Annotated in this window: 25 protein-coding genes and 1 riboswitch; of the genes, 7 read left to right on the top strand and 18 right to left on the bottom strand. The window is 63.6% G+C overall.

The features are described from left to right. Window positions 1–41: 41 nt before the first annotated feature. The 6 genes from CXQ94_RS09600 to CXQ94_RS09575 form a co-directional block, all read right to left on the bottom strand. Entirely contained in the window at window positions 42–1,004 is a 963-nt protein-coding gene (locus tag CXQ94_RS09600) for an asparaginase (RefSeq protein ID WP_104089089.1), read from the bottom strand. Continuing rightward, window positions 1,001–1,708 (bottom strand): FadR/GntR family transcriptional regulator, encoded by a 708-nt coding sequence (locus tag CXQ94_RS09595; protein WP_104089087.1) that lies wholly within the window; start codon window positions 1,706–1,708, stop codon window positions 1,001–1,003. The genes CXQ94_RS09600 and CXQ94_RS09595 overlap by 4 nt, the downstream gene beginning before the upstream one ends. A gap of 150 nt (window positions 1,709–1,858) precedes the next feature. Continuing rightward, the gene (locus CXQ94_RS09590) at window positions 1,859–3,847 is read right to left on the bottom strand and encodes a DUF5107 domain-containing protein (RefSeq protein WP_258066928.1); all 1,989 of its coding nucleotides are present in this window, start codon (window positions 3,845–3,847) and stop codon (window positions 1,859–1,861) included. A gap of 127 nt (window positions 3,848–3,974) precedes the next feature. Beyond that, complete coding sequence (locus CXQ94_RS09585; RefSeq protein WP_181034153.1) at window positions 3,975–5,507, bottom strand: DUF2079 domain-containing protein; 1,533 nt, start codon at window positions 5,505–5,507, stop codon at window positions 3,975–3,977. Between the two features lie 178 nt (window positions 5,508–5,685). After that, window positions 5,686–6,372: a response regulator transcription factor gene (locus tag CXQ94_RS09580; protein ID WP_104089083.1), complete on the bottom strand. Its 687-nt coding sequence runs from the start codon at window positions 6,370–6,372 to the stop codon at window positions 5,686–5,688. Further along, entirely contained in the window at window positions 6,365–7,585 is a 1,221-nt protein-coding gene (locus tag CXQ94_RS09575; RefSeq protein WP_258066947.1) for a sensor histidine kinase, read from the bottom strand. Before CXQ94_RS09575 ends, CXQ94_RS09580 begins: the two co-directional genes overlap by 8 nt. 267 nt (window positions 7,586–7,852) lie before the next feature. Here CXQ94_RS09575 and CXQ94_RS09570 point away from each other — a divergent pair, with 267 nt between their 5' ends. Further along, a complete protein-coding gene (locus CXQ94_RS09570; protein WP_258066927.1) occupies window positions 7,853–8,992 on the top strand; it encodes an alanine racemase in 1,140 nt (379 codons plus the stop codon). A gap of 14 nt (window positions 8,993–9,006) precedes the next feature. Here CXQ94_RS09570 and CXQ94_RS22585 read toward each other — a convergent pair whose 3' ends face one another. From CXQ94_RS22585 to CXQ94_RS09560, 3 genes are all read right to left on the bottom strand, one after another. After that, a complete protein-coding gene (locus CXQ94_RS22585; protein WP_181034151.1) occupies window positions 9,007–9,165 on the bottom strand; it encodes a hypothetical protein in 159 nt (52 codons plus the stop codon). A gap of 63 nt (window positions 9,166–9,228) precedes the next feature. After that, on the bottom strand, window positions 9,229–10,122 hold the full coding sequence (locus tag CXQ94_RS09565; RefSeq protein WP_104089078.1) for a TIGR01777 family oxidoreductase: 894 nt from the start codon (window positions 10,120–10,122) through the stop codon (window positions 9,229–9,231). Continuing rightward, window positions 10,119–10,769, bottom strand: a complete 651-nt coding sequence (locus tag CXQ94_RS09560; protein ID WP_104089075.1) for a TetR/AcrR family transcriptional regulator — start codon at window positions 10,767–10,769, stop codon at window positions 10,119–10,121. The genes CXQ94_RS09565 and CXQ94_RS09560 overlap by 4 nt, the downstream gene beginning before the upstream one ends. A gap of 162 nt (window positions 10,770–10,931) precedes the next feature. Between CXQ94_RS09560 and CXQ94_RS09555 the strand changes: the two genes are divergently transcribed. After that, window positions 10,932–11,396: a GNAT family N-acetyltransferase gene (locus CXQ94_RS09555; RefSeq protein ID WP_104089072.1), complete on the top strand. Its 465-nt coding sequence runs from the start codon at window positions 10,932–10,934 to the stop codon at window positions 11,394–11,396. A gap of 47 nt (window positions 11,397–11,443) precedes the next feature. After that, complete coding sequence (locus CXQ94_RS22580) at window positions 11,444–11,632, top strand: hypothetical protein (RefSeq protein WP_181034150.1); 189 nt, start codon at window positions 11,444–11,446, stop codon at window positions 11,630–11,632. On the opposite strand, the gene CXQ94_RS09550 is transcribed toward CXQ94_RS22580, so the two are convergent. The 3 genes from CXQ94_RS09550 to speB form a co-directional block, all read right to left on the bottom strand. Further along, the gene (locus tag CXQ94_RS09550; RefSeq protein WP_104089069.1) at window positions 11,622–12,242 is read right to left on the bottom strand and encodes a hypothetical protein; all 621 of its coding nucleotides are present in this window, start codon (window positions 12,240–12,242) and stop codon (window positions 11,622–11,624) included. The two genes, CXQ94_RS22580 and CXQ94_RS09550, sit on opposite strands and share 11 nt — an antisense overlap. Before the next feature lie 110 nt (window positions 12,243–12,352). Next, window positions 12,353–14,011, bottom strand: coding sequence for a thiamine pyrophosphate-binding protein (locus CXQ94_RS09545; protein ID WP_104089065.1), 1,659 nt, complete (start codon window positions 14,009–14,011; stop codon window positions 12,353–12,355). Continuing rightward, a complete protein-coding gene (gene speB, locus CXQ94_RS09540; RefSeq protein WP_104089062.1) occupies window positions 14,008–15,087 on the bottom strand; it encodes an agmatinase in 1,080 nt (359 codons plus the stop codon). Before speB ends, CXQ94_RS09545 begins: the two co-directional genes overlap by 4 nt. A 264-nt stretch (window positions 15,088–15,351) precedes the next feature. On the opposite strand from speB, the gene CXQ94_RS09535 reads away from it, so the two are divergent. Continuing rightward, window positions 15,352–17,331 (top strand): APC family permease, encoded by a 1,980-nt coding sequence (locus tag CXQ94_RS09535; RefSeq protein WP_104089060.1) that lies wholly within the window; start codon window positions 15,352–15,354, stop codon window positions 17,329–17,331. A 72-nt stretch (window positions 17,332–17,403) separates the two neighbouring features. Here the strand turns inward: CXQ94_RS09535 and CXQ94_RS09530 are convergent, their stop codons facing one another. Next, complete coding sequence (locus CXQ94_RS09530; RefSeq protein ID WP_104089057.1) at window positions 17,404–17,988, bottom strand: cupin domain-containing protein; 585 nt, start codon at window positions 17,986–17,988, stop codon at window positions 17,404–17,406. 217 nt (window positions 17,989–18,205) lie between these two features. Here CXQ94_RS09530 and CXQ94_RS09525 point away from each other — a divergent pair, with 217 nt between their 5' ends. Then, on the top strand, window positions 18,206–19,705 hold the full coding sequence (locus tag CXQ94_RS09525) for a sodium:solute symporter (protein ID WP_104089327.1): 1,500 nt from the start codon (window positions 18,206–18,208) through the stop codon (window positions 19,703–19,705). Window positions 19,706–19,820: 115 nt separating this feature from the next. Here CXQ94_RS09525 and CXQ94_RS09520 read toward each other — a convergent pair whose 3' ends face one another. Further along, window positions 19,821–20,516: a hypothetical protein gene (locus tag CXQ94_RS09520; RefSeq protein ID WP_104089054.1), complete on the bottom strand. Its 696-nt coding sequence runs from the start codon at window positions 20,514–20,516 to the stop codon at window positions 19,821–19,823. 128 nt (window positions 20,517–20,644) lie between these two features. Further along, window positions 20,645–20,758: riboswitch (SAM riboswitch) on the top strand. A gap of 17 nt (window positions 20,759–20,775) precedes the next feature. Here CXQ94_RS09520 and CXQ94_RS09515 point away from each other — a divergent pair. Next, complete coding sequence (locus tag CXQ94_RS09515) at window positions 20,776–21,057, top strand: hypothetical protein (RefSeq protein ID WP_146070266.1); 282 nt, start codon at window positions 20,776–20,778, stop codon at window positions 21,055–21,057. Window positions 21,058–21,180: 123 nt separating this feature from the next. Here the strand turns inward: CXQ94_RS09515 and CXQ94_RS09510 are convergent, their stop codons facing one another. Further along, window positions 21,181–21,411 (bottom strand): biotin/lipoyl-containing protein, encoded by a 231-nt coding sequence (locus CXQ94_RS09510; RefSeq protein ID WP_104089324.1) that lies wholly within the window; start codon window positions 21,409–21,411, stop codon window positions 21,181–21,183. A gap of 186 nt (window positions 21,412–21,597) precedes the next feature. Between CXQ94_RS09510 and CXQ94_RS09505 the strand changes: the two genes are divergently transcribed. After that, window positions 21,598–22,692 carry a VIT1/CCC1 transporter family protein gene (locus CXQ94_RS09505; RefSeq protein ID WP_104089049.1) on the top strand — a complete coding sequence of 365 codons (1,095 nt, stop codon included), beginning with the start codon at window positions 21,598–21,600 and terminating at the stop codon, window positions 22,690–22,692. On the opposite strand, the gene CXQ94_RS09500 is transcribed toward CXQ94_RS09505, so the two are convergent. The 3 genes from CXQ94_RS09500 to CXQ94_RS09490 all read right to left on the bottom strand — a co-directional run bounded on the left by CXQ94_RS09500 (window position 22,689) and on the right by CXQ94_RS09490 (window position 26,033). Then, window positions 22,689–23,834: an LOG family protein gene (locus tag CXQ94_RS09500; protein WP_104089321.1), complete on the bottom strand. Its 1,146-nt coding sequence runs from the start codon at window positions 23,832–23,834 to the stop codon at window positions 22,689–22,691. The two genes, CXQ94_RS09505 and CXQ94_RS09500, sit on opposite strands and share 4 nt — an antisense overlap. 149 nt (window positions 23,835–23,983) lie before the next feature. Then, complete coding sequence (locus tag CXQ94_RS09495; RefSeq protein ID WP_104089045.1) at window positions 23,984–24,811, bottom strand: aldo/keto reductase; 828 nt, start codon at window positions 24,809–24,811, stop codon at window positions 23,984–23,986. Window positions 24,812–24,836: 25 nt separating this feature from the next. Next, a complete protein-coding gene (locus CXQ94_RS09490; RefSeq protein WP_104089042.1) occupies window positions 24,837–26,033 on the bottom strand; it encodes an MFS transporter in 1,197 nt (398 codons plus the stop codon). Window positions 26,034–26,044 lie beyond the last annotated feature (11 nt).

Here is a 26,044-nt window from a genome sequence, read left to right as displayed (position 1 = left end):
CCGGCGCCTCGTTGCGCCTGGTTTTGCGTGGGGGGATGAAGTTAGTACGGGATTCCTTGGAGCGAGCCCACGGGCCTGCCGCCGCCCAGGACATTAAGGTTGTTGAAGCGGCCCAGAAGCGCGGGGTTCACACCCAAGGCCACCAGCGCCGGAACCGCGGAGGGCATGCGAGCCCGGTCCCCGCCGTCGGAAATCTTCAGCGCCACGGCCGCGCCGTCAGCCAGGGCAATCAGTTGAATGCCTTCAAAGCCGTCCTTGGCCAGCAGGCCGGGCACGGCCTCCATCAGGGCGCTCACGTCCCGGTTCTCGCCCGCCACCATCGCCGGGTAGGCCCGCATGGCGTCAGCAACGCGTCGCTCGGGGGTTCCGGGCGCGGCGGCAACCAGGGTGCTGAATGCCCGGGCCATGCCCGTCAGCGACAGGGCGAAGACCTCGGTGCCGCAGCCGTCGGTGCTGATCTCTGTCAGTTCCTGGCCCGTCAGCTCGGCCACGGTGTCACGGATGAGGGCCGTGAGCGGGTGTGCCGGGTCCAGGTAGGTGTCCAGGGGCCAGCCGTTGACGACGCAGGTGGCGAGCAGCGCCGCGTGCTTGCCGGAACAGTTTTGCGCCAGCTGGGTGGGTCCATGGCCGTTGCGCAGCCACTGCTCCCGCTCGGCAACCCCGTAGGGGAGGTCCGTGGAGTTCCGCAGGTTCTCAGGAACCAGGCCTGCGTCGGAAAGGATTTCGGTGGCCACGCGCTGGTGGTCCGCCGCGCCGGAATGGCTTGCGGAGGCGAGGGCCAGTTGTTCTACGGTGATGTCGAGACCGGCGCGGAGCATGGCCACCGCCATCAGCGGCTTCAGCGCCGAGCGCGGGTAGATGCGGGCGTCGGGCTCACCTCGGGTGACCACGGTTTCGCCGGTGGCGGCGATGGCGACCAGCGACCCGAAATGGACGCTTTCCACCATGTCTCCGCGGGTTTGCACGGCCAGCGGCGCGTGGGCGGGAAATTGGGTGAGTTTCATTCGGTGCTGTCTCCCATAATCAAGGTCAGTGCGTCGTCCACGGCGGAAAGGTGGACGGCCATGGCGTGGCCCGCCTCGGTGGCGAAGCCGTGGGCGATGGCGTTGAGAATGCGCTGGTGTTCGATATCGGACTGGCGCTGGCGGCCCGTCATGAGGTTGATGGTCTCGGATTGTTTGGCCATGGCGCCCCGAATTTCGTGGACCACCTGTTCAAACACGCCGTTGCCGCTGGCCCGGGCGATGGCCGCATGGAAGCTGGCGTCGAGGCTGACCCAAATTTCGGGGTCGTCTTCTTCCTCCATGGTGGCCACAATGCCGCGCAGTTGCTCCAGCTGCTCTGCTGTCCGACGTCGGGCGGCAAGTTCGGCGGCCGGCACCTCAATGTGGGGCCTGGCTTCCATCAGGCTGCGGGCCGAATAGGCTCCGAGCACCAGATCCCCCGTGGCCCGACTGGCGACGACAAAGGTGCCCTTTCCGGTTTGCGTTGCCGTGAGACCCAAGGCCGTGCAGGAGCGCAGCGCCTCACGCACCACAGAACGGCTCACACCGTATTGTTGCGCCAGGGCCGCCTCCGAGCTGAGCTTTGACCCGATGGCCAGCTCCCCGCCCTCAATGGCAGCACGGATGGCTTTGAAGACGGATTCGGCGGCGCTGACCCGAACGATCTGCTGCTGTCCGGCTGTCCAGCTGTCTGACAAGTTCATATGTGAGACTATGACACGGCTCACCTGAGCTGTCAAAAAGTTTTTTTGTGCGCGTCAACCCCGGCGGACTTTGCGGTCCGTATCACTGCTGACTGGGCAGCCATGGCTGCTTAGGGGGTCCAAGCCGCCATGACTACCCAGTCACGGCACTTAGTGCATGCTGAACTGGTACGCCTGCGGGACGTCGTCGTCGGGGCATACTTCCTGCCAGAGTGCCGTGATGGAATTTTCGCCTTCGCGCAGATCGGCCACTTCCAGCCCTGCCCTGAGCATGGCGGCGGCCTTCTCCGGCTCCCCGGAGCGCGCGTGGGCCAGGGCTCGCAGGAACGCAACGCGTCCGACGTCGGACAGGGACTGTGGCGCCCGGCCCGCCAATTCGAGGGCTGCTTCCGGACGGTTCACCGCGATGGCGTGTGTCATGGCCTCGATGAGCAACCAGCGGTTGTTGATGTCGGCGGCGCAGGCGGCCGCCAGCTTGGTCACTCCCCCAGTGGGATCGTTGAGGGCCAGCAGCGTCAGGCCCAGGCCTCGGTGCGCCAGGGCCCTGCTGCTATCGCTCAGTTCGGCGCTGGCCAGTGCTGTGCGGTAAAGCTGCGCAACACCCGACTGATCGGCAAGCTCGGCGGAGGCCCTGGCATGGGCCATCACGGCCAGGTGGAAGGCAGACTCGGCGCCCATGGTGGGCTCCGCCGCCAGCAGTTCTTCCCAGTCAAGTCCACGCACAAAGGAGGCGGAGCCGGCGAACGGGTGCTTCCCAGGTGCGGCGCCGTCCTTCGTCGCCAGCAGTTCCAGCCACGGGGATTGGTCCGCCGTGAGTGTTTCGGGGGAAAACGGGGTCCCGGTTTCATCGATCCAGTTCATGGCCGATGACCGGCGGCGCACGGCCTCCAGCGCGCCCCAACCATTGCCAGCCACCAGCATCTCGTGCGGGGCCAAATCTGCCCAACGGGCGGCGTCGGCGAGCGCGGCATCCACGGCGGCTTCGGGCACAAGGTCCGTAATGCGTTGCGCCCCATGTTCCACGGCTTCGGGCCAGGCGCCGTTGCCAATGGCCGGATCCAGGCCCGCATTGCCGTAGGCCTCAACCCATTGCCACGACGCACCTCCCGGCATGGGCACGTGCTCGAATTGTGTCTGGGCCAGCCCGGACTGGATCTCGGCATAGTGGCGAGGCTGCCCGTCCGCCGGCGTGGGCGTCAGCCATTCCTGCCAGCGGTGGCCGCCGGTGTTCTCGCCCCATACGAACAGTTTCCGGCCCCGCAGGGCGGGTGAGGATACCAGCGCCAGGCCGTCACCGGCGTCGTCCATGGCCACCTCCCAGCGGCGCCCTTCCGGGGCCAGGTCAAAGAAGAAGTCGGCGGCGTGGGGGTTGCGCACCGGGTAGGTGGCGTCGATCCCGTGGAACTCGGTGGGGGCCACAATAGCCATGGACCCGTCGTAGTCGGTGGCGTAGGCCCGGGCCGCGGGGGCAAGCGCGCGGGTGGCGGGGGTTTGCGGCACGGCGGCATTGGTCCACCAGTACATGGGGACCGTTTCCGGGTTCGGGTTCTGGATGCGGACGGCCACAAAAACGACCCTGGAATCGGCGGGCAGCCAGGCATCAATTTGGAATACCACCTCGCGCAGGCGGTCAAATTCCCACATGCGCAGCACGCTTTGCCCCTCGGGAGTTTCGACGATGGCGCTGTGGAGGGGCGAGCACGTGGTGGGCGAATGGCCGCGGGTGCCAATGTTGAACTCGATCCCGCCGGCAAACCAGGCGTTGCGCAGGGCCAGGTTGGCGAACTGGATACGGTCCTGGGTGTGCAGCAATTCCTTGCCCGTGGCCTTGTCGGTCAGCGCCCATAGCCGTCCACCCAGTTGCGGCAGAAAGGTCGCCTTGATGTGATCGTTTTCCAGCACGACGGCGGTCAGCTCAGTGGCGCTGGTTTCCCGCGTGTAGGCGTCCTGCATGGGGTAGGGGTAAATGTTCTTCACCTTGCCCCACCGCGAGCCGGCGGCCACCTCTTCCGGAATGCCCTCGCCCACCAAGTAGGGCGGTTCCAGCAAGGGTTGGACCGAGGGTAGCGGTGAATCGGGTCCCAGCTCGGCCAAGTCGATCGAGCAGGTGGTGACTGTCAGGGTTGAGTCGGCTCTCATGAAGCGTTCCTTTTCGAGGGGTTCACTAGGTGGCGAGCTCCGTTCACGACACCCGCGTCTGATTGAATCTGATCTTACCGGGTTTGTGGGCGTCAAGAACGCGCAATGCCCCGTCAATTCTAATGTGTCAAGACCGGGAGCTAGAGGTGGCCGCTGGCCGCTGGAGCAGAACCACGGCGTCCTCGCGGTGCACCTCGACAAATCCTTTCGACGCCAGCAGTTCTAGAGCCGACTTTGGGGTGAAGTTACCGTCTCCCCCACCTCCGGTGTCCTTCTGCGAGAGGTCGACGATTGCCCAGGTGGCGGTCTCCGGTTGGCGCCCGATCATTCCAACGGTGGCGCGGTTGCTCAAGTGGGGCACCAACCGGTCATCGGCTTCCACCACCACACCCGAGGGGACCATCTGAACAATTCTTTGTTGGGCGCGCATGTGGGCAGTTTCGCTCCATGCCGTTGCGGTAAAGAGTTGGTGGAGCGGGAACAGCGCCGGGAGCAAGAGTGTCCCCGCCACCACCCCAGCCAGAAACACTACAGGGGCTGCCGTCCGCAAGCCCGCCAACCGTCCACCGCGTCGCGTGAGTTTGCCGAGCATATCCACTGCCGCCAGGACAAGGATCGGGGCCAGGATGGCATTGTATTGAAAGGCCGTGCTCCAGGTTCCGGGCCTGTCGCTCAGCAGGCGGCTGAGCAGGATCGGGGCCGCCAGGAGCAGATAAGCCGATCCCAGTGACAGCAGTCCTAGCGGGAACAGCAAGGCACCCCAGAGCAGTTGCTTGGTCTCATTGTTGAAGAGCATCCCCACGGTCCGCAGTGGATGGGCCAGGATGAAGGCGGCGGCCGCCATCAGCGTGGGGCCAAGCTCCGCGTACTGCCAATAGCCAAAGGAATTGTCGGCGTTGAAATGTGGGATGACCACGCCGGTGATGAGAAGATAGCCGCCCAGTCCAAGGGCGAACAGGCTGGCGCCCAGCCGCCAGTGACACCTGGCCAGAATGATCAGGGCAACTGCCATGACCACAAATCCCATGTCCTCACGGACGCACAGAAGGGCCACGCACAGGGCTCCCACTGCACGGTAGCTTCGTTTGTCCAAGGCGTAAATGAGCCAGGCAACCAGCGGGACGCCAAAGGCAATCTCATGAAAGTCAAAGGCCACCAAGCCCTGCACCGGCCACCAAAAGAGGTATCCGGCACCGACCAGGAATGCAGGCCCGCGTCCCAGCCTTGGCTTGGCGAACAAGTAGACGGGGAACACCGACGCGGCCAGCAAGCAGGCCATGGCGATGCCCAGCATGCGGGGGTCGTCCCACACCCAGTACAAGGGCGCCAGGACGGCGATGATCGGATGGAAGTGATCGCCAAAAATGTTGAATCCGGGCCCCTTGATCTGGCTATAGGGCGGAGCAAATTGCGAGTACTGGCGCACGACCTGGTCGAAGATGCCCAGATCGTAACCAGCGGAGCGAAAACGGATGAAGCGCTGAATGGATAGGGCCGAATAGGCCACTGCGGCGACCAGGGCAAGGACTGTCACCCAGCGCAGCTCGGCGGAGAAAGGGCGCCACACAAAGTCCATGACGATCTTGGCTGGCCGCCTCGTCGGGGCCCTTCCCGTGTGGTTGGCAACCGTGCTGGTTGTTTTCAGTTCTTTTATGGACATGGCCATACCCCCCGTCAATTGGTGTTACTTTTCCCGTTTCGGGCAGCACGCATCAACCGGAGCACTTCCGGGCATGGTTGATGGTGTGGTGTCCGATTACGGACAGGACCGGAAGGTCCTGATGTCCCTTTGTGATCAGGCGGTGGGCTGCCGCTGTCTTTCTAGGCCACTATCGGCATCAGCCGAGGAGCCTGTGTTCATAGGCGAAAGCCACCAGTTGGATGCGCGTACGGACCCCCAGCTTGCTCAGGATGCTGCGGACCTGGGACTTCACGGTGGCTTCGGAGGCGAAGACATTGCCAGCGATTTCGGCGTTGCTCAACCCCTTGGCAACCAGCAGGAAGACGTTCTTCTCCCGGGCGGACAGCTCCGCAATCGACTCCAGATCGGGGCCGGCGGAAGCCGCCTGAGCAGGAACACTTTGAAAGAGTTCGTGGGTGGCTCCGGGCGCAATGACTGCGTGGCCTGAATTGACGGTCCTAATGGCCGCTAGAAGGAATTCCGGTTCCACGCTTTTGAGCAGGAAGCCGCTGGCCCCGGCCCGGATCGCACCCACCACCGCCTCGTCGCGGTTGAAGGTGGTCAGGGCAATGATCTTGGGCTTCTCGGACCCTTCGGCGCGGGCGGCCTCAACGATCCGCTGCGTTGCCTCCACCCCGTTCATGACGGGCATTCGCAGGTCCATAAGCATCACATCCGGACTAGCGGAGGCGGCAAGTGCCACCGCTTCCTCGCCGTCCCTGGCCCCGCCACAGAAGATCATGTCGGATTGAGAGTCGATCAACATCTGCAGGCCAGCTCGGAAAAGAATCTGGTCATCCACCAAGGCAACCCGGATTTCCTGTCCGGGAATCGGCTCAGTCATGGGTGGCACCGCCCAAGGCTAGGAGTTCTGATTCTTGCTTTTCGCTGACCAGGGGCGGCGCTGCCGGTGAAGGCAGGGCCTGTCCGTAGGGGATGAAAGCGTTGACGAGGAATTCACCTTCTCCGGGCTCGGCTACCAGCCAACCACCGGCTAGCCGCGCCCGCTCGCTCATACCCGGAATCCCGCGCCCCATTCCTGGGGCGCCCGACGGCGATTGGCCTGCGGACGGTTCCTTGGTGGCGTTGCAGACCTGTACGGCGAGCCCCGGCCCGCTCCAATCGAAATGGACGGAGGCCTGTGCATCGGCGCCACCATGCTTGAGCGCATTGGTTAGGGATTCCTGGACTATCCGGTAGACGGCCAGTTCCTGCCCTGCGGCCAAATCAACAGGGGTACCGGACACGGTCCGGACAACCGCCAAAGGACTTCCGTCCATTTGCTCGATCAGGGTGTCCACGTCGTGCAGGCCTGGCTGCGGTTCAGTCAGCTTGTCATCGTGGCCGCTGTAGATGACCCGCTGGGCGTCAACCAAGGCTTTTCTGGCCGAGCCGGCAATATCTTGAAGGGCCAGCTGGACGGGGCTCGGCAGGTCCTGGCTAATGTAGCGGGAGCCGTCGGCCTGGGCCACGATGACTGCCAGAGAATGTGCCAACACGTCGTGAAGGTCCCGGGAGATACGGGTACGTTCCTGCTCCACTACGAGGTCCACCTCGGCCGCCTGACGGCTACTCTGGGCTTCCTCCCTCTGCTTTGACAGGATGGTTCGTTCCTCATGGTTGCGGATCAGGAACCCGGCCAACCAAAATACGAGCATGACCAGCAAGAACAAGGCCGTACCGGCGGCCCAATAGTTGATCATTGGCTGCCTGCCAGCCCATTGGCTGACCATGATGAAGCCGTAGCCGCCTCCACCATGTTTCCGGGAAAGCAAAAGGAACGCCATGGCGCCAGCATAGAGTGGGGCCAGCCCAAGCCCCGCCCACCGGATCCACCGGCCACCGTTGTAGGCCACGAAGAACAGCGCGAAAGCGAAAGCCAAGTTCACCGTCCAGAGCCCGCTACTCGCAGGTGGAACGAGATCTACCACCTGCCCAGCCAAAAGCAGGGCGACGATCGCCAGCGACACCAATGGCAAACGTGCGGAAACGGCTATGGCCACAGTGAAGACAAGCACGCCGGGAACGACTGACCATCCCCAATAACCGGGGTGCATCACAGTTGGGATGATAAACCAGTACGCAAAATACACTGCCGCCGCTGCCGGTGCTCCCCAATGCTGTGCAAACCCCCGAATTTTGTTCATAAATCCAAGCTATCCCACCGTTTGCACGGACTACGCCTAGAACAGGATCTCCAAGCCCTGCGGCCATGGAAAATGGCCGCAGGGCTGAACTTCCGCGTCCTTCTGCGCCGATAGACTTGCCAGCATCCCGCACTTACCGGCACCCCGGCCCACGCGGCACAGAAACAGGAGACCCTGGTGAACGAATCCGCCTACCCTCAGCTGCGACTCAACGCCTCTGCCGTTGAGAGCAATATCAGCATCATGGCCGCCTGGTGCCGCGAGAAGAACGTGGTCCTTGCCCCGCACGTCAAAACCACCATGTCGGCGCCCATCATTGAACACCAAATCGCAGCCGGCGCCGTCGGAGTCACCGTGGCCACAGTAGACCAGGTGGGCACGCTGATCGACTGGGGCCACCGTAATATTCTGGTTGCCAACCAAGTGGTGGACAGTTTCGGTCTGGGCCGAATCAGTGCCTGGCTGGAGGCGGATCCAGCACTGGCAGTCCGCATCTTCGCCGACTCCACTGCCGGTGTGGCCGTAGCCGCTGCCGTCTTTGCGGACAGCAGCCGGGCCCTGGAAATGTTGGTTGATGTTGGCACCTTGGCCGGGCGGACAGGTGTGCGATCCGCAGCTGAGGCGCGCGAGGTGGCGCTCGCCATCACAGCCGCACCCGGACTTCGCCTGGTGGGTGTGGCCGGATATGAGGGTGTGGCTCCGAACTCCCGCGACGCCATCAACCTGGACGCCGTGGATCACCACTGCAAGCTGGTGCACGACATCTACGTGGATCTGGCCGAGCACTTTGAGACGACGGCACCCATCTTTTCCATGGGCGGCTCCGCATTCCCTGACCGGGTCGTTGAGTTCATGCCGTCACCCGACGCCGTGCCCGGCACCGTCAATGTGATCCGTTCGGGCTGCTATGCGACGCACGACCATGGGACCTACGCAGGCGTCAACCCTATCCCTGGCCTCACGCCCGCGTTGACCGTCCGGGCCTTGGTGGTCTCGGCGCCGGAAGACGGCTTGGTGGTGGCGGGTGCTGGCAAGCGGGATTTGCCGTACGACGCCGGCCTCCCGCCTTTTCTTGCCGCCTACACGGCCGCTGGTGTTCTTAAGCCCGAAGCTGCGGGGAATGTGCACAAGCTCTTTGACCACCACGCCGTCATGCTGGGGGCAGAAGGACTGGCCGTGACAGACATTGTGGAGTTCGGCATCTCCCACCCGTGTTCGGCATTCGACCGCTGGCCGGAATACCTCGTCACCGACGAGTCAGGCACCGTGGTGGACGTCTGGCATACCGACTTCCACCGGGCATCCATCAGCGGCTAAGGTGGCCGATCCGTTCACAGCACCGCGTTGCGCCGGGCCACCATCTTGATGACGGTGGCCCGGCCTACCGCAGCACTGAAGGCGAACAAGCAACCATAAAGAAGACCCGGAACCGCGGCGGCCCATCCCCCGAGTGCTGTCATGACCGTCCAGACGGCAGCCCCAGTGACCACGCCATGTATGCCAACATGGAGCCACTGCGAGTGGACGCGACGAAGTGGCCAAGCAATCACAATTCAGCCACGGTCCGCCGCCACAATGTCCGCCAGCGCACCGCGCAGCTGCGGGAACTTCCAAGTGAAACCGGCATCCGAGAGCTTCTGCGGCAGAACCCAGCGACTCTTGAGTACCAGCTCGGTCTCGGTGCGAATCAAGACAGCACCCATGCCCAGCAGCCAGGCGGGCGTTGGCACACCGAAGGGGATGCGCACTGCGCGGCGGACCTCGGCCATGAGCTCCGCGTTCGCCACAGGGTTTGGGGAGGCAATGTTCACAGGTCCACTAAAACCGGGGGTGTCGTGGATGAAAAGCACCGCCCGCAGCAGGTCTGCTACGTGTATCCAGCTGTATTTCTGTGTGCCGCCGCCCATGCGCCCACCCAGTCCAAGCCGTGCCAAATTGGCGAAGGGGCGCATGACCCCTCCGCCGGGGCCCATAACAATGGTGATCCGCAACGGGATCTTCCGCGTCGCTGGGGTCACTGCCGCGGCTTGGGCTTCTTCCCAGCCCCGCGCCACGTCCACTGAGAATCCTGCGCCAAGTTCGCCGTCGTACTCCGTTTGCGCGCGATCCCTTGCATCACGGTAGATAGTGCCGGTGCTCGCGTTGAACCAATCGTGGGGAGCAACCTGACAGGCGGCGATGGCACGGCCCAACTCGGCGGTCGTGTCCAACCGGGACCGCAGAATTTCGGACTTGTTTGCCGGGGTGTACCGGCAAGACACGGACTTCCCGGCCAGGTTCACGAGCATGTCGGCGCCGTCCAACAGCTTTGTCATGGCTTCCGTGTCACCCCAGCGGGCGTCGCCGGAACGTCCAATTGTGCGGACCCGCCAGCCGGCGTCGGCCAGCTCGCGGCGAAAGTAGGTGCCGATAAAACCCGAGGCTCCTGCGACGACGGCGGTCTTCATGACTGGATCCGGGCCTTGAGTGCCAGCGCTTCCTCCACCAGGGGCTTGACCACCGGCAGACGCGAAAGGGAGACCAGCTTTCCCAGCAGTGGCGCCGAACCGTCGATCAACAGTCGGCTGCGGCGCTGGCCTTCGGAACGGTCATAGACCCAAAACAGCACCACTGCCATGTACCCCAGCCACAGCAACTCCGGCAGTTGGGCGCGCAGGAAGGTGGGAACCTTGGCGCCCTCAACGACCTCTGCAAAGATGGCGATGGCGTCCTCACGCACCTGAGTTGAGGCCTCACCAAAAGGATTCACTGCGGACTGCGGTGGCAAGGCGCTGCCCACGAAAGCCCCGCCGAAGTGGTGGTACGGGGTCAGTGCGTCGATCCCCGAGTGAAGTGCGGCCTTCAGCCGGTCCGCCAGCCCCGTGACGCCTGCCATGGCTGCGGACGCTAACGCCCGCTGCTCCCCCACCGATTCCCGGTACAACTCCAGGACCAGCTCGTCTTTGGACGCAAAGTAGTAATAGGCGCTGCCCAGGGAGACGCCGGCTTCCGCGGCGATGCCCCGCATGGTGGTCTTCGCGAAGCCCTTGGTGCGGAACATGCCGAGCGCCGTTTGCAGCACCAATTCCTTGGTTTGCTTGCCTTTGCTATCCATCGCCAACCCCCATAATTTGAACGTGTTCAAATATGAGTAAAACACTCTTTTTGAACATGTTCAAGAATGCGACAAGATGCCATTTTCCCGGAGGCGAGTTTTGAGGGATGCCGAGATCCTGGTCGATTTCATCGTTGAGGGATTTTCGGCTTCAATAGCAACATGTCTACCAACTGGTCTCTGCGCCAAAGCCTTCCAACCGACGCACCATGGATTGCCGAGCTCCGGGCCGACGTCATGCGTCCCGACCTCGAGCGCCTGGGCCGCTGGGATCCCGTGCGCGTTAGACAGCGCTTCCTGAACGGCTTTCACCCTGAGCACACATTTGTTATCGAGGTTGGCTCCGCCGCAGTGGGCGTCATCGCGATTCGGCCCGAACCCGATGAGCAGTGGATTGAACACTTCTACCTAGCTGCCGAGCACCAAGGACAAGGACTGGGTGCGGCAGTCCTTCACCAGGTCATGACAGCGCAGCGCGATCACCGGCCATTCCGGCTCAACGTCCTCCAAGGCAGCTCCGCGCGGCGTCTATATGAACGCAACGGATTCGTCCACGAACACGAAGACGCTATCGACGTGTTCATGATCGCCGAGACACAACCCAAGGTTGCACCCAAGAAAAGCTGAATCTGGCGCGCCTGTTTCGAATCGGTCCGGTCTGATTGACTGGGCGCATGAGCCCGCTAAGCCTTCGTAGCTCGTGCACCGTAGCGGTCACCGAGTGCAACGACACCAATGGTGTTGCGATGGCCGCCTCCCCCGCAACGGCCTGGATCCTTCTAGCGATCCTGGGTGCCGTCGTCGTTCTTGGCGTTGCCCTATGGCTTCGTCACCGAAAAAATGATCGCCGTCCTAGAGGCTAGCGATAGCAACCGGCGTTGTTTGCCCAGCCCACGTGACACTGAGCGCCGTCGTCGCCGGCACTTCTCCACTCAGCTCCAGTTCCCGCAACACGTACAGCGCCAGTGCACCCACGGGGATGGTGACGATCCCGCCCACCGTGGTGGGAGCGGAAATTTCCAAGGTGGGGACGGCCGTCTCCGGCATCCCAGTGCTGCTCAGCTGAGCCGTTTCAGGAAGGGTTTCAATTTTCCCGCCCGATTCCCGGAATTGCGCGGCCTGAGGCTTGCCCGACAGCAACGCGGCGGCGAGCTCGGCCACGTACACCGGATCCCCGGTGGCATCGTAGACCCAGCGGTGGCCAAGAACTGAATGCTCCATAGTGCCCACCAAGAATTCCTGCGCACCCTCTAGCGGCGCCCCGCGATACGTCAACGGGACGTGATACACCCGGTCGCCAGCGCCCACCAGCTGGGTCTCGATGCCCACTTCACCGGCAGGGTCGTCAAAGCGGAAGGACCCCAGGCGTACCAGCGGCGATCCACCACCGTGAAACCACAGCTGCTGCGGGAGCCATTGAGCGAGAAGTTCCATTTTGCTGGGCCGCAATTCGGCCGCATATACGATCGCCATGGCATCAGTCTATTGCGGCACCCGCCCAGTCCTGAACACCGAACGGGGAGTAGTTGTTGATGTTTTTGTGAAACATCAACAACTACTCCCCGTTCGGCGAAAGGGTGGAGCTAAATGTCCAGGTGAGTGGGGCCGAACATCTTCAACAGCACGTCAACCACGACGACGTTGGGCCCGTCAGCGGCGAACCCTGCCTTCAGCGCGTCCCCGACATCTTCGGGTTTGACGCGCTGGGCGGGAACGCCGAACGCCTCGGCCAGCTTCACAAAGTCGGGCCGTGCCAACTCGGTGTGGGTGGCCTTGCCGAAGGTGTCGATCATGTACTCGCGCAGGATGCCGTATCCGCCATCGTCCACGATCAGCCAGGTGACGGGGGCGTTGTGCTGCTTCGCCGTGGCCAGTTCGGAGATGGAGTACATGGAGGAGCCGTCGCCGGCCACGGCCAGCACACGGGAGGGCTTGCCCTGGCTTTGCAGCCCGAGCGCCCCGCCAATGGCCGCAGGGAAACCGTAGCCGAGCCCGCCGGCCCCCTGGGCGGAGTGGAATTCGCCTTCACGCGCATCCCAGCAGCTCCAGCCCCAGTAGGCGGAAATAGTCATGTCCCAGAAGGTCTGCATGTCCGCCGGGACTGCTTCACGAATGTCGGCCATGAACTTGCGCTCCAGCGCAAGGTCCTGCCCGTCGAGACGTGCCTGCACCTTGGCAAGTGTTTCCGCGACAACGGCCTGCGGCGTGGCACCGTGCCACTGCGCTTTTTCGCCGTGCGGTTCTGTCAGTGCCTCATCCAGGGCACTGAGGGCCTGGCCGGCGTCGGCACGGATGCCCAGCGCCGGGCGGTTGGATTCCAGGACGCGGGGTTCGGCGTCGATCTGGATGATGCGTCCGCGCGGCTCCATGGTGAAGTAGTTGCTGGACACCTCGCCCAGGGAGGAACCGATGACCACCAGGACGTCGGCGTCTTCAAGCACGTCCGTCACGTGGCGGTCTTCCACCCAGGACTGCAGGGAAAGCTCATGGTTCCACGGGAACGCGCCATTGCCTCCGGGGGTGCACACCACGGGGGCGTTGAGCTTCTCCGCGATGGAGAGCAACTGCTGGTGAGCTTTTCCGCGGCGCACGCCACCGCCGGCCACGATCGCCGGGCGTTCGGCGGCGGAAAGCCACTTCACGGCCTCGCGGATGAGTTCCACGCGCGGCGGGTTGTCAAAGGGGTCCGCCAGGGCATCCTCGACGGCTGGCACAAAGATGGGATCGAGCAGCACGTTTTGCGGCACTTCGATCCAGACAGGGCCCTGCGGGGAGGAAACGGCTTCCGTCCACGCGTCCTGAATGGCGGAGGGGATACCCGAGGCGTGCTGGATCAGCCGCTGGCTCTTGGTGACGTTCGCAGCCGATGCCTTCTGGTCATCTAGCTGGTGCAGCATGCCCTTGCGGCGAGCACCCAGGCCCTCCAGCGGAATCTGGCTGGCCACCACAATCATCGGAACGCCCGTTGCGTAGGCTTCCTGCAATCCGGCCAACGCCGTCAGAGCGCCGGGGCCGGTAGACAGGAACAGCACGCCCACTTCGCCGGTGGCGCGGGAGTAACCGTCGGCGGAGAACGCCGAGTTGTTCTCCACGCGGGAAGAAATGAAGTGCAACGGGGAACGGCTCAGGGCGTCAAAGAGCCCCAGCGCGTGCTGTCCGGGGATGCCAAAAACTGTCTTGGCGCCGAGTGCGGCGAGCGTCTCAACAACCAGGTCGCCACCGTTCCGCTGAACGCCCGTCACTTGGAGCCCCCTTCGGTGACAGGTGCACGGAACCCGGCCGGCCGGCGTCGTCCTTCGGCGTCAAGAGCCTGAGCGGCGTATCCGTTGGGGGTGCCGAAGCGGTCCCCTTCAACAAAGTTGTCTGCCATCAGGGTCACCAACTCGTAGCCAACGTGGCTGGCGGCGATGCCAGTGATCTCCGCGTGGTCGTAGGCCGGGGCCACCTCCACGATGTCAGCGCCCACCAGGTTCATGCCGCGGAAGCCTCGAATGATTTCGATCAGTTCACGGCTGGTGATGCCGCCTGCCTCGGGGGTGCCGGTGCCGGGGGCGTGTGCGGGGTCAAGGACGTCGATGTCCACGGAGATGTAGAGCGGGCGGTTGCCGATGCGGTCGCGGATTTTCGCGACCGTTTCCAGCACGCCCTGGTAGTAAACGTCGGCGGCGGTGACGATTCCGAAGCCGAAGCGGTGGTCGTCGTCCAGGTCCTTCTTGCCGTACAGCGGGCCGCGGGTTCCCACGTGGGAGATGGCCTCGGTGTCCAGGATGCCTTCCTCCACAGCGCGGCGGAAGGGGGTGCCGTGCGTGTATTCGGTGCCAAAGTAGGTGTCCCAGGTGTCCAGGTGCGCATCAAAGTGCAGCATGGCCACGGGCTCGCCGGCGCGTTCGGCGGCGGCACGCAGCAGCGGCAGGGCAATGGTGTGGTCGCCACCGATAGTCAGCAGCTTGGCGCCGTCGGCCGTCAGGTCCAGCGCGTTCTGCTGGATGGTCTCAATAGCTTCGTTGATGTTGAACGGGTTCACTGCCATGTCGCCGGCGTCCGCCACCTGGCAGTTCTCAAACGGGGAGACGTCCCAGGCCGGGTTGTACGGGCGCAGCAGACGGGAGGCCTCGCGTACATGGTTGGCACCGAAGCGGGCGCCGGGGCGGTAGGAAACGCCACTGTCGAAAGGGACTCCGACGACGGCGACATCGGCCTTGGCCACCTGATCCAGGCGCGGAAGGCGCGCGTAGGTAGCGGCGCCCGCGTAGCGCGGGATGCGGGAGGAATCGATGGGGCCTAGATTGCCGTTGGCCTCAATGCGGAGTTCTTTCATGGATGTCCTCTTTTTTCATGAGTTGACCTTCGTCACATATTTGTTCACCATCATACAACTGAAGTTGCCTATTGTGAATCAAAAGTTTTCCCGAGATAAATTTCGTGGGCGCCCGGCCACGGCTCGCCCCAGCCGTGCGTAAAGATTTCGTTAAGACCGGCGCCACCGCGCAATGGCGGTGTTAGTCTCACTGAGCAGCCACAGTGCAGTTTGTGAGGTAGTGCGGCTGGATGGCCGTGCATCCTTGCCAGAAAGGACCCTTGCATGACATCCCTCTCCCACGCTCCATCGGAACCCGGGGATCGCCTCAAACCCAAGGGTACGCACGCCCTGCGCCACTGGCTCATGGAAGGCTTGCCCGAAAGCTCCGGCAAGCGGCAGGGCCCCCACGGGAAACCGTCAGCGGCAGACAAACACCATTCCTGGTGGCGCGTCATGTGTCTGACGGGTCTGGACTACTTCTCAACCCTTGGCTACCAGCCGGCCATTGCCGCCCTGGCCGCTGGGGTTCTGGCCCCACTGGCCACCATCGTGTTGGTCCTGGTGACACTGTTTGGCGCGCTTCCTGTGTACAAGCGTGTGGCGCGGGAAAGCCCCCACGGAGCCGGCTCCATTGCCATGCTTGAAAAGCTGCTGCCCAAGTGGTGGGGCAAACTTTTCGTGTTGGCCTTGCTTGGTTTTGCGGCCACCGACTTCATGATCACCATTACCTTGTCGGCGGCCGATGCCACCGCCCACGTGCTGGAAAACCCCTTTGCCCCGAAATTCCTTGACGGCCAAAACGTCATCATCACTCTGGTCCTGATTGCCGCGCTGGCTGCGGTATTCATGCGCGGGTTCAAAGAAGCTATCGGCATCGCCGTGGTCCTGGTAGGGGTCTTCCTCACCCTGAACCTGGTGGTGATCGCCGTTTCACTGGTGCATGTGGTGGGCAGCCCGCTGTTGACCGCCGACTGGTGGACCGCCCTAACCACCCAGCACGGCAGCCCCGTCATGGTGGTGGCCGTAGCACTGCTCGTCTTCCCCCGCCTGGCCCTGGGCCTATCCGGCTTTGAAACCGGCGTAGCTGTCATGCCGCAAATCAAAGGGCGCCCCAGCGACACCGAGGCCAACCCCGAGGGCCGCATCAAGGGGGCCCAAAAGCTCCTGACGACGGCGGCACTGATCATGAGCACGTTCCTGATCACCTCCTCGCTGGCCACCACCATCTTGATCCCGGCCGCGGAATTCCAACCCGGCGGCGCCGCCAATGGCCGCGCCCTGGCATACCTTTCCCACCAGCTTCTGGGCGAGGGTTTCGGCACCGTCTATGACATCAGCACCATCGCGATCCTCTGGTTCGCAGGCGCCTCGGCCATGGCGGGACTGCTGAATCTGGTGCCGCGCTACCTGCCGCGCTTTGGCATGGCCCCCGCCTGGGCCGGCGCCGTGCGCCCACTAGTTCTGGTCTTCACAGCCATCGCCGTCGTCATCACCATCATCTTCAAGGCCGACGTCGACGCTCAGGGCGGCGCGTACGCCACCGGCGTGCTGGTGCTCATCACCTCGGCGGCCATCGCCGTCACGCTCTCCGCCAAACGAAAAAAGGAGCGGGCCAAGACGATTGGCTTTGGCGCCGTGTCCCTGGTGTTCCTCTACACCACGGTGGCGAACTCGATCGAGCGTCCCGACGGCCTGAAGATCGCCCTACTGTTCATCCTGGGCATCGTGGTGGTCAGCCTGCTCTCGCGCATGCGCCGGGCCTTCGAGCTGCGTGCCACGTACATCCGCATGGATGAGGCAGCCATGAGCTTTGTGGCCGCCTTGGATGAGGGTGCCATCAGGATCATTTCCCACGACCCCAAGACCCGCAACGCCGCCGCGTACCGGCGCAAGCTCAACCATGCGGTGACGGTCAACGAGATGGGAGATCCCCACGACGTGCTGTTCATGGAGGTCATTGTGGATGACTCTTCCGACTTTGAAACAGCTCTGGAGGTTCGCGGCGTGATGCGTCACGGCTTCAAGATTCTGGAAGTCCACGGCTCCAACGTGCCCAACACCATTGCCGCAGTTCTGCTGCACGTGCGCGACGCCACTGGCCTGATCCCGCACATTTACTTCCGCTGGAATGAGGGGAACCCCATCTTCAACCTGCTCAAGTTCCTCTTCTTTGGCGAAGGCGAGATTGCCCCCGTCACCCGGGAAGTGCTGCGCGAGGCCGAGCCGGACCTGACCCAGCGCCCCTGGGTCCACGTCGGCTAAGGCTGGCTAGGGCCGGCTAGGGTCGGCTTGGGCTGGCATCTGCCCCGCAAGTGAGCGGTGCCGGTGGAGTTGCTAGCTGGCCGGCCCGGAGGCTGCCGGGACCAAAACCCAGAGCGCCTCAACGGGTGTGGCGGAACGGTTTTCCCAGGTGTGCGGTTCACGCCCGGAGAAGGAAAGGGTATCCCCCGCCTTCAAGTCATAGGATTCTGCCGTCATGACCAAGGTCAGCTCGCCACTGATGATATGCAGCACATCCACGTCGCAGTCGACGGCGTAGAGCTCGGATTCGCCACGTCCAAACGGGGCAATTGTGGCGGAAAGTATTTGCAACCGGCGCTCGGAACGGGCCGTGAGCAGGCGCTCCACGATGCCCTCGCCACCTAAGGAGATGCGCGGGCCCTCTCCACTTCGGGTGAGGTGCGTCTCGGGAACTGCAAACAAGTCCCCTATGGATATTGAGAGAACTTGGCACAATGTCACCAAAGACGCCACACTAGGTGAGGTTAGATCGCGTTCCACCCGGCTAAGAAACCCTTTGGTCAGGCCGGTTGCATCTGCCACATGCTCAATAGTGAGTCGCTGGGACTGGCGTGCTGCCCGAATCCGCGATCCAATGGCCACTGGTGCCGCACTGGGTTCTACGGGCAACGCCTTCATTTTCGCTCCTTTATGGTTGCGGGCCTGATGCGCCCACCGTGACTCTAATGCGGGCATCGCACACACTTTTAATTTTGACTGTTGCCTCAATCACAGTTTAGCCTAATGGACAACACATGTTGCCTGTCAGGCAATTATTTTGGGGAAACCTCCTCACCGCACCCTGGAGCATCACGTGACACTGAACATTGCAATCGTCGTCGCCTATCTGGTGGCCATGCTGGCCTTCGGCTGGTGGGGCAAATCTCGAACCAAAAACAACAGCGATTTCCTCGTAGCCGGGCGACGCCTAGGCCCCTTCCTCTACACCGGCACCATGGCCGCCGTCGTCCTCGGCGGCGCCTCCACAGTGGGCGGCGTGGGCCTTGGCTACAAGTTCGGCATTTCCGGCATGTGGCTGGTGGTCGCGATCGGCGTCGGCGTGCTGTTGCTGAGCCTGCTGTTCGCCCCCACCATCCAAAAGCTGAAGATCTACACCGTCTCGCAAATGCTGAGCCTGCGTTATGGCCGTGAGACCACCAAGATGTCCGGCATCGTCATGCTGGCGTACACGATCATGATCTCGGCGACCTCCACCGGCGCCTACGCCACCATCTTTGTGGTGCTGTTCGGCTGGGACCGCTGGCTGGCCATCGCCGTCGGTGGTGCCATTGTGCTGATCTACTCCACCATTGGTGGCATGTGGTCCATTACCCTGGCCGACCAGGTGCAGTTCGTCATCAAGACCGTGGGCATCTTCTTCCTCATGCTCCCCTTCGCCTGGAACGCCGCCGGCGGCATCGACGGCATCAAGGAGCGCGTTGACGCCAGCTTCTTCCAGTGGGACGGCATCGGCATCCAGACCATCATCACCTACTTTGTGGTCTACACCCTGGGCCTGCTGATCGGCCAGGACATCTGGCAGCGCGTCTTCACCGCCCGCGACCCGAAGGTGGCCCGCTGGGGTGGCGCCACGGCCGGTATCTACTGCATCCTGTACGGCGTGGCAGGCGCACTGATCGGCCTGGCCGCCAAGGTGGCCCTGCCCTCCATCGACGTAGCCAACCTCGGCAAGGACGTTGTCTACGCCGAAGTTGCCACGCTCTTGCTGCCCATCGGCATTGGCGGCATCGTCATGGCCGCCGCCGTGGCCGCCATGATGTCCACTGCGTCCGGTTCATTGATTGCCGCAGCAACCGTGGCCCGCAAGGATGTTGTCCCGTTCGTTGCCAGCTGGTTCGGCAAGAAGATCGACACCTCCGACAGCTCCAACCCCGAGCATGACGTCAACGCCAACCGTTGGTACGTACTGGGTCTGGGCCTGCTGGTGGTTCTGATTTCCATTGTGGTCGACGACGTCGTCTTCGCCCTGACCATCGCCTACGACATCCTGGTGGGCGGGCTCCTGGTGGCCATCATCGGCGGTCTGGTGTGGAAGCGCGGCAACGGTCTGGGCGCAGCCTGGTCCATGGTGGTGGGTTGCGGCCTGACCATCGCGTTGCTGGTTCTCTACGCGACCGGTGTCATCCCCAGTGCCGACGGCATCTACGCCAACGAGCCCATCTACTTTGGCCTCCTCGCCTCACTGGTGGTCTACATTGCGGTCTCCTTGCTGACCCCGGCAACCCCGGCCAACATCCGCAAGGCCTGGGATGATCGCCTCGCAGCGGCCGCCACCGATTCCAACGCCGATGACATCGAAACCGTCGTGACGAACAAAACCAGCAGCACCTCCTAAGCAAAGTACGACTGGGCCCAATAGAGCGAGGGCCCGGCCGAACTTGGGGAGCAGCTGAGGCGGCTGGTGGCGTAATTTATTGCGTCACCAGCCGCCGTGCTTTAACTTTAGGGACTCAAGGTGCACTCTCCACGGCTCGGAGGGCCAACGCCGCCAAGCCGGCCAGGGACTCATGGTCATGGTTTGACCCGAATATGCCCTCCACTAGGGCGTCGTGCGTGGCGCCGCGGGAAACAAGCTTGCCGGGTGAGTAATAACTTTCATAGGGGGCTCCCACGAGCTGGCGAACTGAGGCGTCAAGGAAGTTGTTCTCATGCCGTTGCGCCCCCTGCCGTGTCCTCTGGGAAGCTTCCCGAGCCTTCAAGGCATCGAAATTTGCCATTTCATCCCCCATTGGGAGCAGCCGGACTTTAGCCTGGTGGCCTCCCTCGCAGCTGACGGTCCAAGCATTGGGCTGAGCCTCAGCGGCCGCCGCCACCATTTTAGCCTTCATGGCAGCGCGCAGTTCTGCTTCCTCGGCATCTTCGGCATTGCCCGGCTCAGGCGCGTTCCCTGCCGCCGCCATGGCATCGAGGACCCGCTGCTGAAAGCTCGCCATGAAGCCAGTGCCCACATCCGCCCCGAACTGGGTCAGCGGCTTCACGGCGGCTACCTTTTGGCCAATGTAGGCGCCCATGACATCTACCGGAATATTGGGAAAGTCCAGGCCTGCCGCCTGGACTGGAAACGCCGTGAGATCCGGAAGCGGGGCGTTGACGGTCGCCGCAACGTCTCCGAAGAACTTCTTAAACTGGTCAAACAATTCCCTCACGCCCCTATCATTTGTTGCACCGATGTTGAGATCCTAGTCCTCGCCGCCGCGCCGCGACACCGGTGGGTGACGTAATAAATTACGTCACCCACCGGTGTCGAACTTTAAGCGAGTAATCTGGTGATCAGCTTCAAGAGATGCGATGCCAAGCTCCGACTGGTCGCACGCCAACCCCATGTTCACAGGGTGGCTCGGATGAGGAAGTGACCGGCGGTGACTGGATCCGCGGGTAAGAGCACTCCCGTCAAAGGTTTTGATGATGACAACTATTACCGTCAACCGCGCCCGTCCCGCAGCTCCGCCCGCCACCGGCATCCCCGTCCTTCCGGCGGTGGACGTCAATTTGGGTGCTGTCACCTTTTTCACGCCCTCAGGCCACCACAGCTACTTCTGCGCCAAACCGTCGCTATTGGTGGAGGCGCTGGCCTCGGCGGTGCGGCCCGCGCGTTGGATTCCGGAGATCGGCACCCTCGTGATCACCGTGGCGCACACCGGGTCACGGGCTGGCCGTGGCCTGGGCTTCAAGCTCGAATCGTACTAAGGCTCCCCAGCAGCCCGGATCCGGCGCGCTGAGGTTTCGGACGGCGCTTGCGGTTAAAGCCGGCGGTATAGCGCCAGCCTTAACCGCAAGCGCCGTCCTATCTCGTGGTTCGTCGCGCCGCGGCTACTCGATGGTGGCGATTACGGCGCCTTGAGACACTTCGTCGCCCTCTTGGACCCGCCACTTGAGTGTGCCCGCCGAGGGGGCGTTGATTTCTGCGTCGAATTTGTCGATGGCCACCTCGGCCAGCACCTGATAGGGGTGCACGGTGTCGCCGTCGGGCACCAGCCACAGGGTGAGTACGCCGTGGTCTTCCGGGTCCCCGGTCATCATGGGGAAAAGCACCTCAACCATCGCCACCGACCACCTTTCCGCTCCGTTGCCGCCGACCCGCCATGAGCCCAGCATATGCTCACCCGTTACGCGCCCACCGGCTGGGGGTAAAAGTACGGTTCGCCGAAACTTTTTTTCAAGGATCACCGGCCGAAAATTACCGCCAATTCGCGCTACAGTAATGGCTTACTTGAGGAGTTCTTTACTATGCCCGATCGCGTTCCCACCCCCGCCGAAATCAAGCGGTGGCGCCAATATCTTGCCGATGAACGGGCAGAAGCAGCCGTCTACCGTGACCTGGCCAAACGCCGCGAGGGCGAGGAAAAGGCCATTCTGCTGGCCTTGGCGCATGCTGAAGGCCGCCACGAACAGCATTGGCTGAACCTTCTGGGCGAACACGCCGAGCCTCCAGTGCCTGCCTCTGCCCGCAACCGGCTGCTCGGGTTGCTGGCCCGCCGTTTCGGCTCCGTGTTTGTGCTGGCACTGGCTCAGCGCTCGGAGTCCCGCTCCCCCTACGCCTCCGACGTCGATGCCACCGACGCCATGGCCGCCGATGAAGCCATCCACGAGGAAGTGGTTCGAGGCCTGGCCACCCGCGGCCGCAACCGGCTCTCGGGCTCGTTCCGGGCGGCGGTCTTCGGCGCCAACGACGGCCTGGTCAGCAACCTTTCCCTGGTCATGGGTATGGCCGCCACGGGTGTGGGCAGCCAGGTTGTCCTGTTCAGCGGTGTCGCCGGACTCCTCGCCGGTGCACTGTCCATGGGCGCGGGCGAGTTTGTTTCCGTCAGGTCCCAGCGCGAGCTCCTCGACGCCTCCCAACCCACCCAAATCACGTTGACGGCTGCCCCGTCGCTAGATTTGGAAAACAACGAGCTGGTGCTCGTTTACCTGGCACGTGGCATGAGCCGCGAAGCCGCCGAACACCGCGCGGCAGAACGCATGGGCATTTTCACCTGCGACTGCGACCCCAGCACTTCCCTGCGTCCCGATGAGTTCAAGGCGGCCGACGAGCACGAAACCCTGGGTACGGCGTGGGGGGCAGCCAGCTCCAGTTTCTGTTTCTTCGCCTCGGGCGCCATTATCCCCATCCTGCCATTCGTCTTTGGCATGAGCGGGATCGGCGCCTTGGCCCTGGCCTGTGTACTGGTGGGCCTGACCCTGATGGGGACCGGCGCCGTCGTCGGCCTGCTCTCCGGCGCCTCACCCCTGTGGAGGGGTCTCCGCCAGCTCGGCATCGGCATGGGCGCGGCCGCGGCAACCTACCTGCTGGGACTCGCGTTTGGCGGGGTCGTAGGCGTCTAGACCGCCGCGGTAGCACGCGGGAGATCACCGAGCAGAGCGCACGCCTCCTCGATGGAATCGACCACGTGCACGTGCCCGCTCATGGTGCGCCCGCCAGCCAGGGCCTCAAGCAAGGGCCGCACCGGCAGCTCGCTTTCCCAGTGCTGGCGCCCCACCAAGATCATGGGGGTAACGGCCGCGTCCGCTGCATAGTAGTTCTCGCACGCGTCCTGGAAAATCTCCTGCACCGTTCCGGCGGCGCCCGGCAAGAAGATGATGCCGCCATTGGAGCGCGCCAGCAGCACCGCTTCCCTGATGGAATTCGCAAAGTACTTGGCCGTGTGGGTGGCGAACAAGTTGGGCGGTTCATGGCCATAGAACCAGGTGGGGATGCCGAGGCTGGCGGATCCTGCCGGAAATTGTCTCAGCACTTCCTGTGCGGCGCGGGCCCACGCCGTGATCGAGGGCCGAAAACCGGGGACCGCACCCAAGGTGCGCTGCGCAGAGTCCAGGGCGGCGTCGTCGTACGGGGCAAGGTAGGCACCCAAGTTGGCTGCCTCCATGGCGCCCGGGCCGCCGCCTGTTGCCACCATGAAACCCTGGCGGGTCAGGGCACGGCCCAGTTGGGCGGCCTGGGCAAAGTCGGCGCTGCCGCGCGCCCCGGCATGTCCGCCCATGACTCCCACCACACGCGTTCCCTCGGACGCCGTAAGGAAGTCATCGAGCGCATCCGAGATGGCGTGATCATGCATGGCCATGGCGAGTGTGGCATTGAGTGCGCGGCCCGCCCCGGCTTGCAAGGTCCACTGGTAGATCAGGGCGTCCGGCACCGCCTCATACTCCAACTCGCCAATGCCTGTATAGAGTTCGGCGCCCGTGTAGAGGTGCCCTCGATACGCGTTGAAAGGGATGTGGGGCAGCGTGGGGAAGATCAGCGCCCCACGCGAACGCAACAGATCCTCGATCCCTTCGGCAAAGCTGCACCCCATGAAGATGGCGCCAGAGGCCTTCAGTACGACCAGCTCCTGCGAGCGTCCCCGCAGGTCCACGGACTGGAAATGCCAGCCGTGCATGGATTTTGCGCCCGCCGCCACGAGCGCATCAAAGCGTTCAACGTCCTCGATGTCGACGGTTCGGGCGCGTGGGGCCAGGGGTGCATTCACGTCTTCAGCATAGCCACCCAGCCCTGAGCGGCCGCGTTCCACTAAGCGCAACGCCGGGTGGGTGGCAGTGCGCCACTCGGTGAGTGGCGCACTGCGGGCTAGTTGGCGCTGCGCATAAGCTCAGTGCGCTTGCATCGAACGGCGGCGAATCAGCCGTTGAAGGTGGCCGGGTGCGGGCCCGTGCGCCCATCCCGCTCCAGCGCATCCAAGGACGCCAGCTCCGCCACGGACAGCGTGAAGTCCAGGATGTCCAGGTTTTCCGCGATGCGCGACGGCGTGACCGACTTCGGGATGATGATCCGCCCCTGGTGCAGGTGCCAGCGCAGGATGACCTGGGCCGGGGTGCGCCCATGCGCGGCGGCAATGGCCACCACGGCGGCCTCCGCCAAAACCGCACCCTGTGCCAGCGGGCTCCAGGCTTCCGTGGCGATCCCGCGGACCGCATCGAACGCCTGAATATCGCGCTGTTGCAGGGCCGGGTGCAGCTCCACCTGGTTGACGGCCGGAACGCTCCCGCCCAGGGCAATAATGCGTTCGAGGTGCTCGGGGAGGAAGTTGGAGACGCCAATGGCGCGCACCTTTCCGGCGGCCAGCAGTTGCTCCAGGGCCCGCCACGATTCCAGGTACAGCTCAGTCTCCGGCGCGGGCCAGTGGATGAGGTACAGATCGAGGTAGTCCAGGCCCAGCTTTGCAAGGCTTGCATCGTAGGCGGCAAGGGTGGCTTCGAATCCAAGATCGGCGATCCACACCTTGGAGGTGACAAACAGTTCTTCTCGGGGCAGCCCGGACGCGGCCAGGGCACGACCCACGCCTGCCTCGTTGCCGTAAATGGCGGCGGTGTCGATGCTGCGATACCCGGCAGCCAGTGCCGCCGTCACCGCCTGCTCGGTTTCGGCGTCGGGCACTTGGAACACGCCGTAGCCAATCTGGGGCATGTCCACGCCGTTGTTCAAGGTGATGGTGGGAATGGAAGTCATGGTGTTCTCCTGAGGTTGAAAGGGTTTAGGCGTTGGAAAGTTCGACGGCGTGGGTGGGCTGGAGTTTTTGGGCTGCGGCCAGTTTCCTGCCGTTGGCAGCCGCGTATGCCATGACGATGACGCCCAGGGCGGTCAGCCCGGCACCGGCCCAGATGGGCGAGGTGTAGCCCAGGCCGGCGGAGATGGTGACCCCGCCCAGCCAGGCACCCAGTGCGTTGCCAAGGTTGAAGGCGCCGATGTTTGCACCGGAGGCCAGCGTGGGGGCCGAGTCGGCGTATTTCATGACCCGCATTTGCAGGCCCGGCACTGTGGCAAAGCCGAATCCGCCCATGAGGACCAGGGAAGCGATGGCCATGACTTGGTTCGTTGCCGTCAGGGCGAAGACTGCCAAGATCACAACCAGTACGGACAGGACCACAAGAAGTGTCTTATCGACGTTCTTGTCCGCAGCCTTGCCGCCAACGGTGTTGCCAATGAACAAACCCACGCCGAAGAGGATGAGCAGCCATGGGACGGTACTTGCGGCGAATCCTGTGACCTCGGTCAGTGTGAAGGCGATGTACGTGAACGCGCCAAACATGCCGCCATAGCCGAGGACAGTGACGGCGATGGATAGCCAGACCTGGCGCGATTTGAAGGCACGGAGTTCTCCGCGCAACCCTGCGCCGCGTTCGTGGGCGAGGTTGGGAACCAGGGCCAGGATGCCGATTAGGGCTATCACACCTATGGCGGTGATGGCCCAGAACGTGGAGCGCCAGCCGGCGTGTTGTCCCAGCAGCGTGCCGAACGGCACGCCCAGGACGTTGGCTGCGGTCAGTCCGGTGAACATGATGGCGATGGCTCCGGCCTTCTTGCTCGGGGCCACCATGTCGGCGGCCACCACTGCACCAATGCCAAAGAACGCACCGTGACACAGTGCCGCAATGACGCGCCCCACCATCATCATGGAGTAGTCAGGTGCCAAGGCGGAGACCATGTTGCCCGCTATAAACAGGACCATCAGGGCGGCCAGCACGGGCTTCCGGGGCAGCCTGGTGACGGCGGCCGTCAACAGCAGTGCCCCGACCACCACGCTCAGCGCATACCCGGAGATGAGCCAGCCTGCGGTGGCCTCGCTGACATTGAAATCTGCGGCAACCTCGGGCAGCAAACCCATGATGACGAACTCGGTGAGTCCGATGCCGAACCCCCCGATTGCTAGGGCTATCAAGCCGAGTGGCATGATTCTCCTTC

Origin of the sequence: Arthrobacter sp. GMC3 (assembly GCF_002929305.1) — a bacterium.
Classification (GTDB): Bacteria; Actinomycetota; Actinomycetes; order Actinomycetales; family Micrococcaceae; genus Specibacter.
The sequence above is the reverse complement of the archived record's forward strand: the minus strand, read 5'-3'. Positions and strand labels throughout refer to the sequence as shown.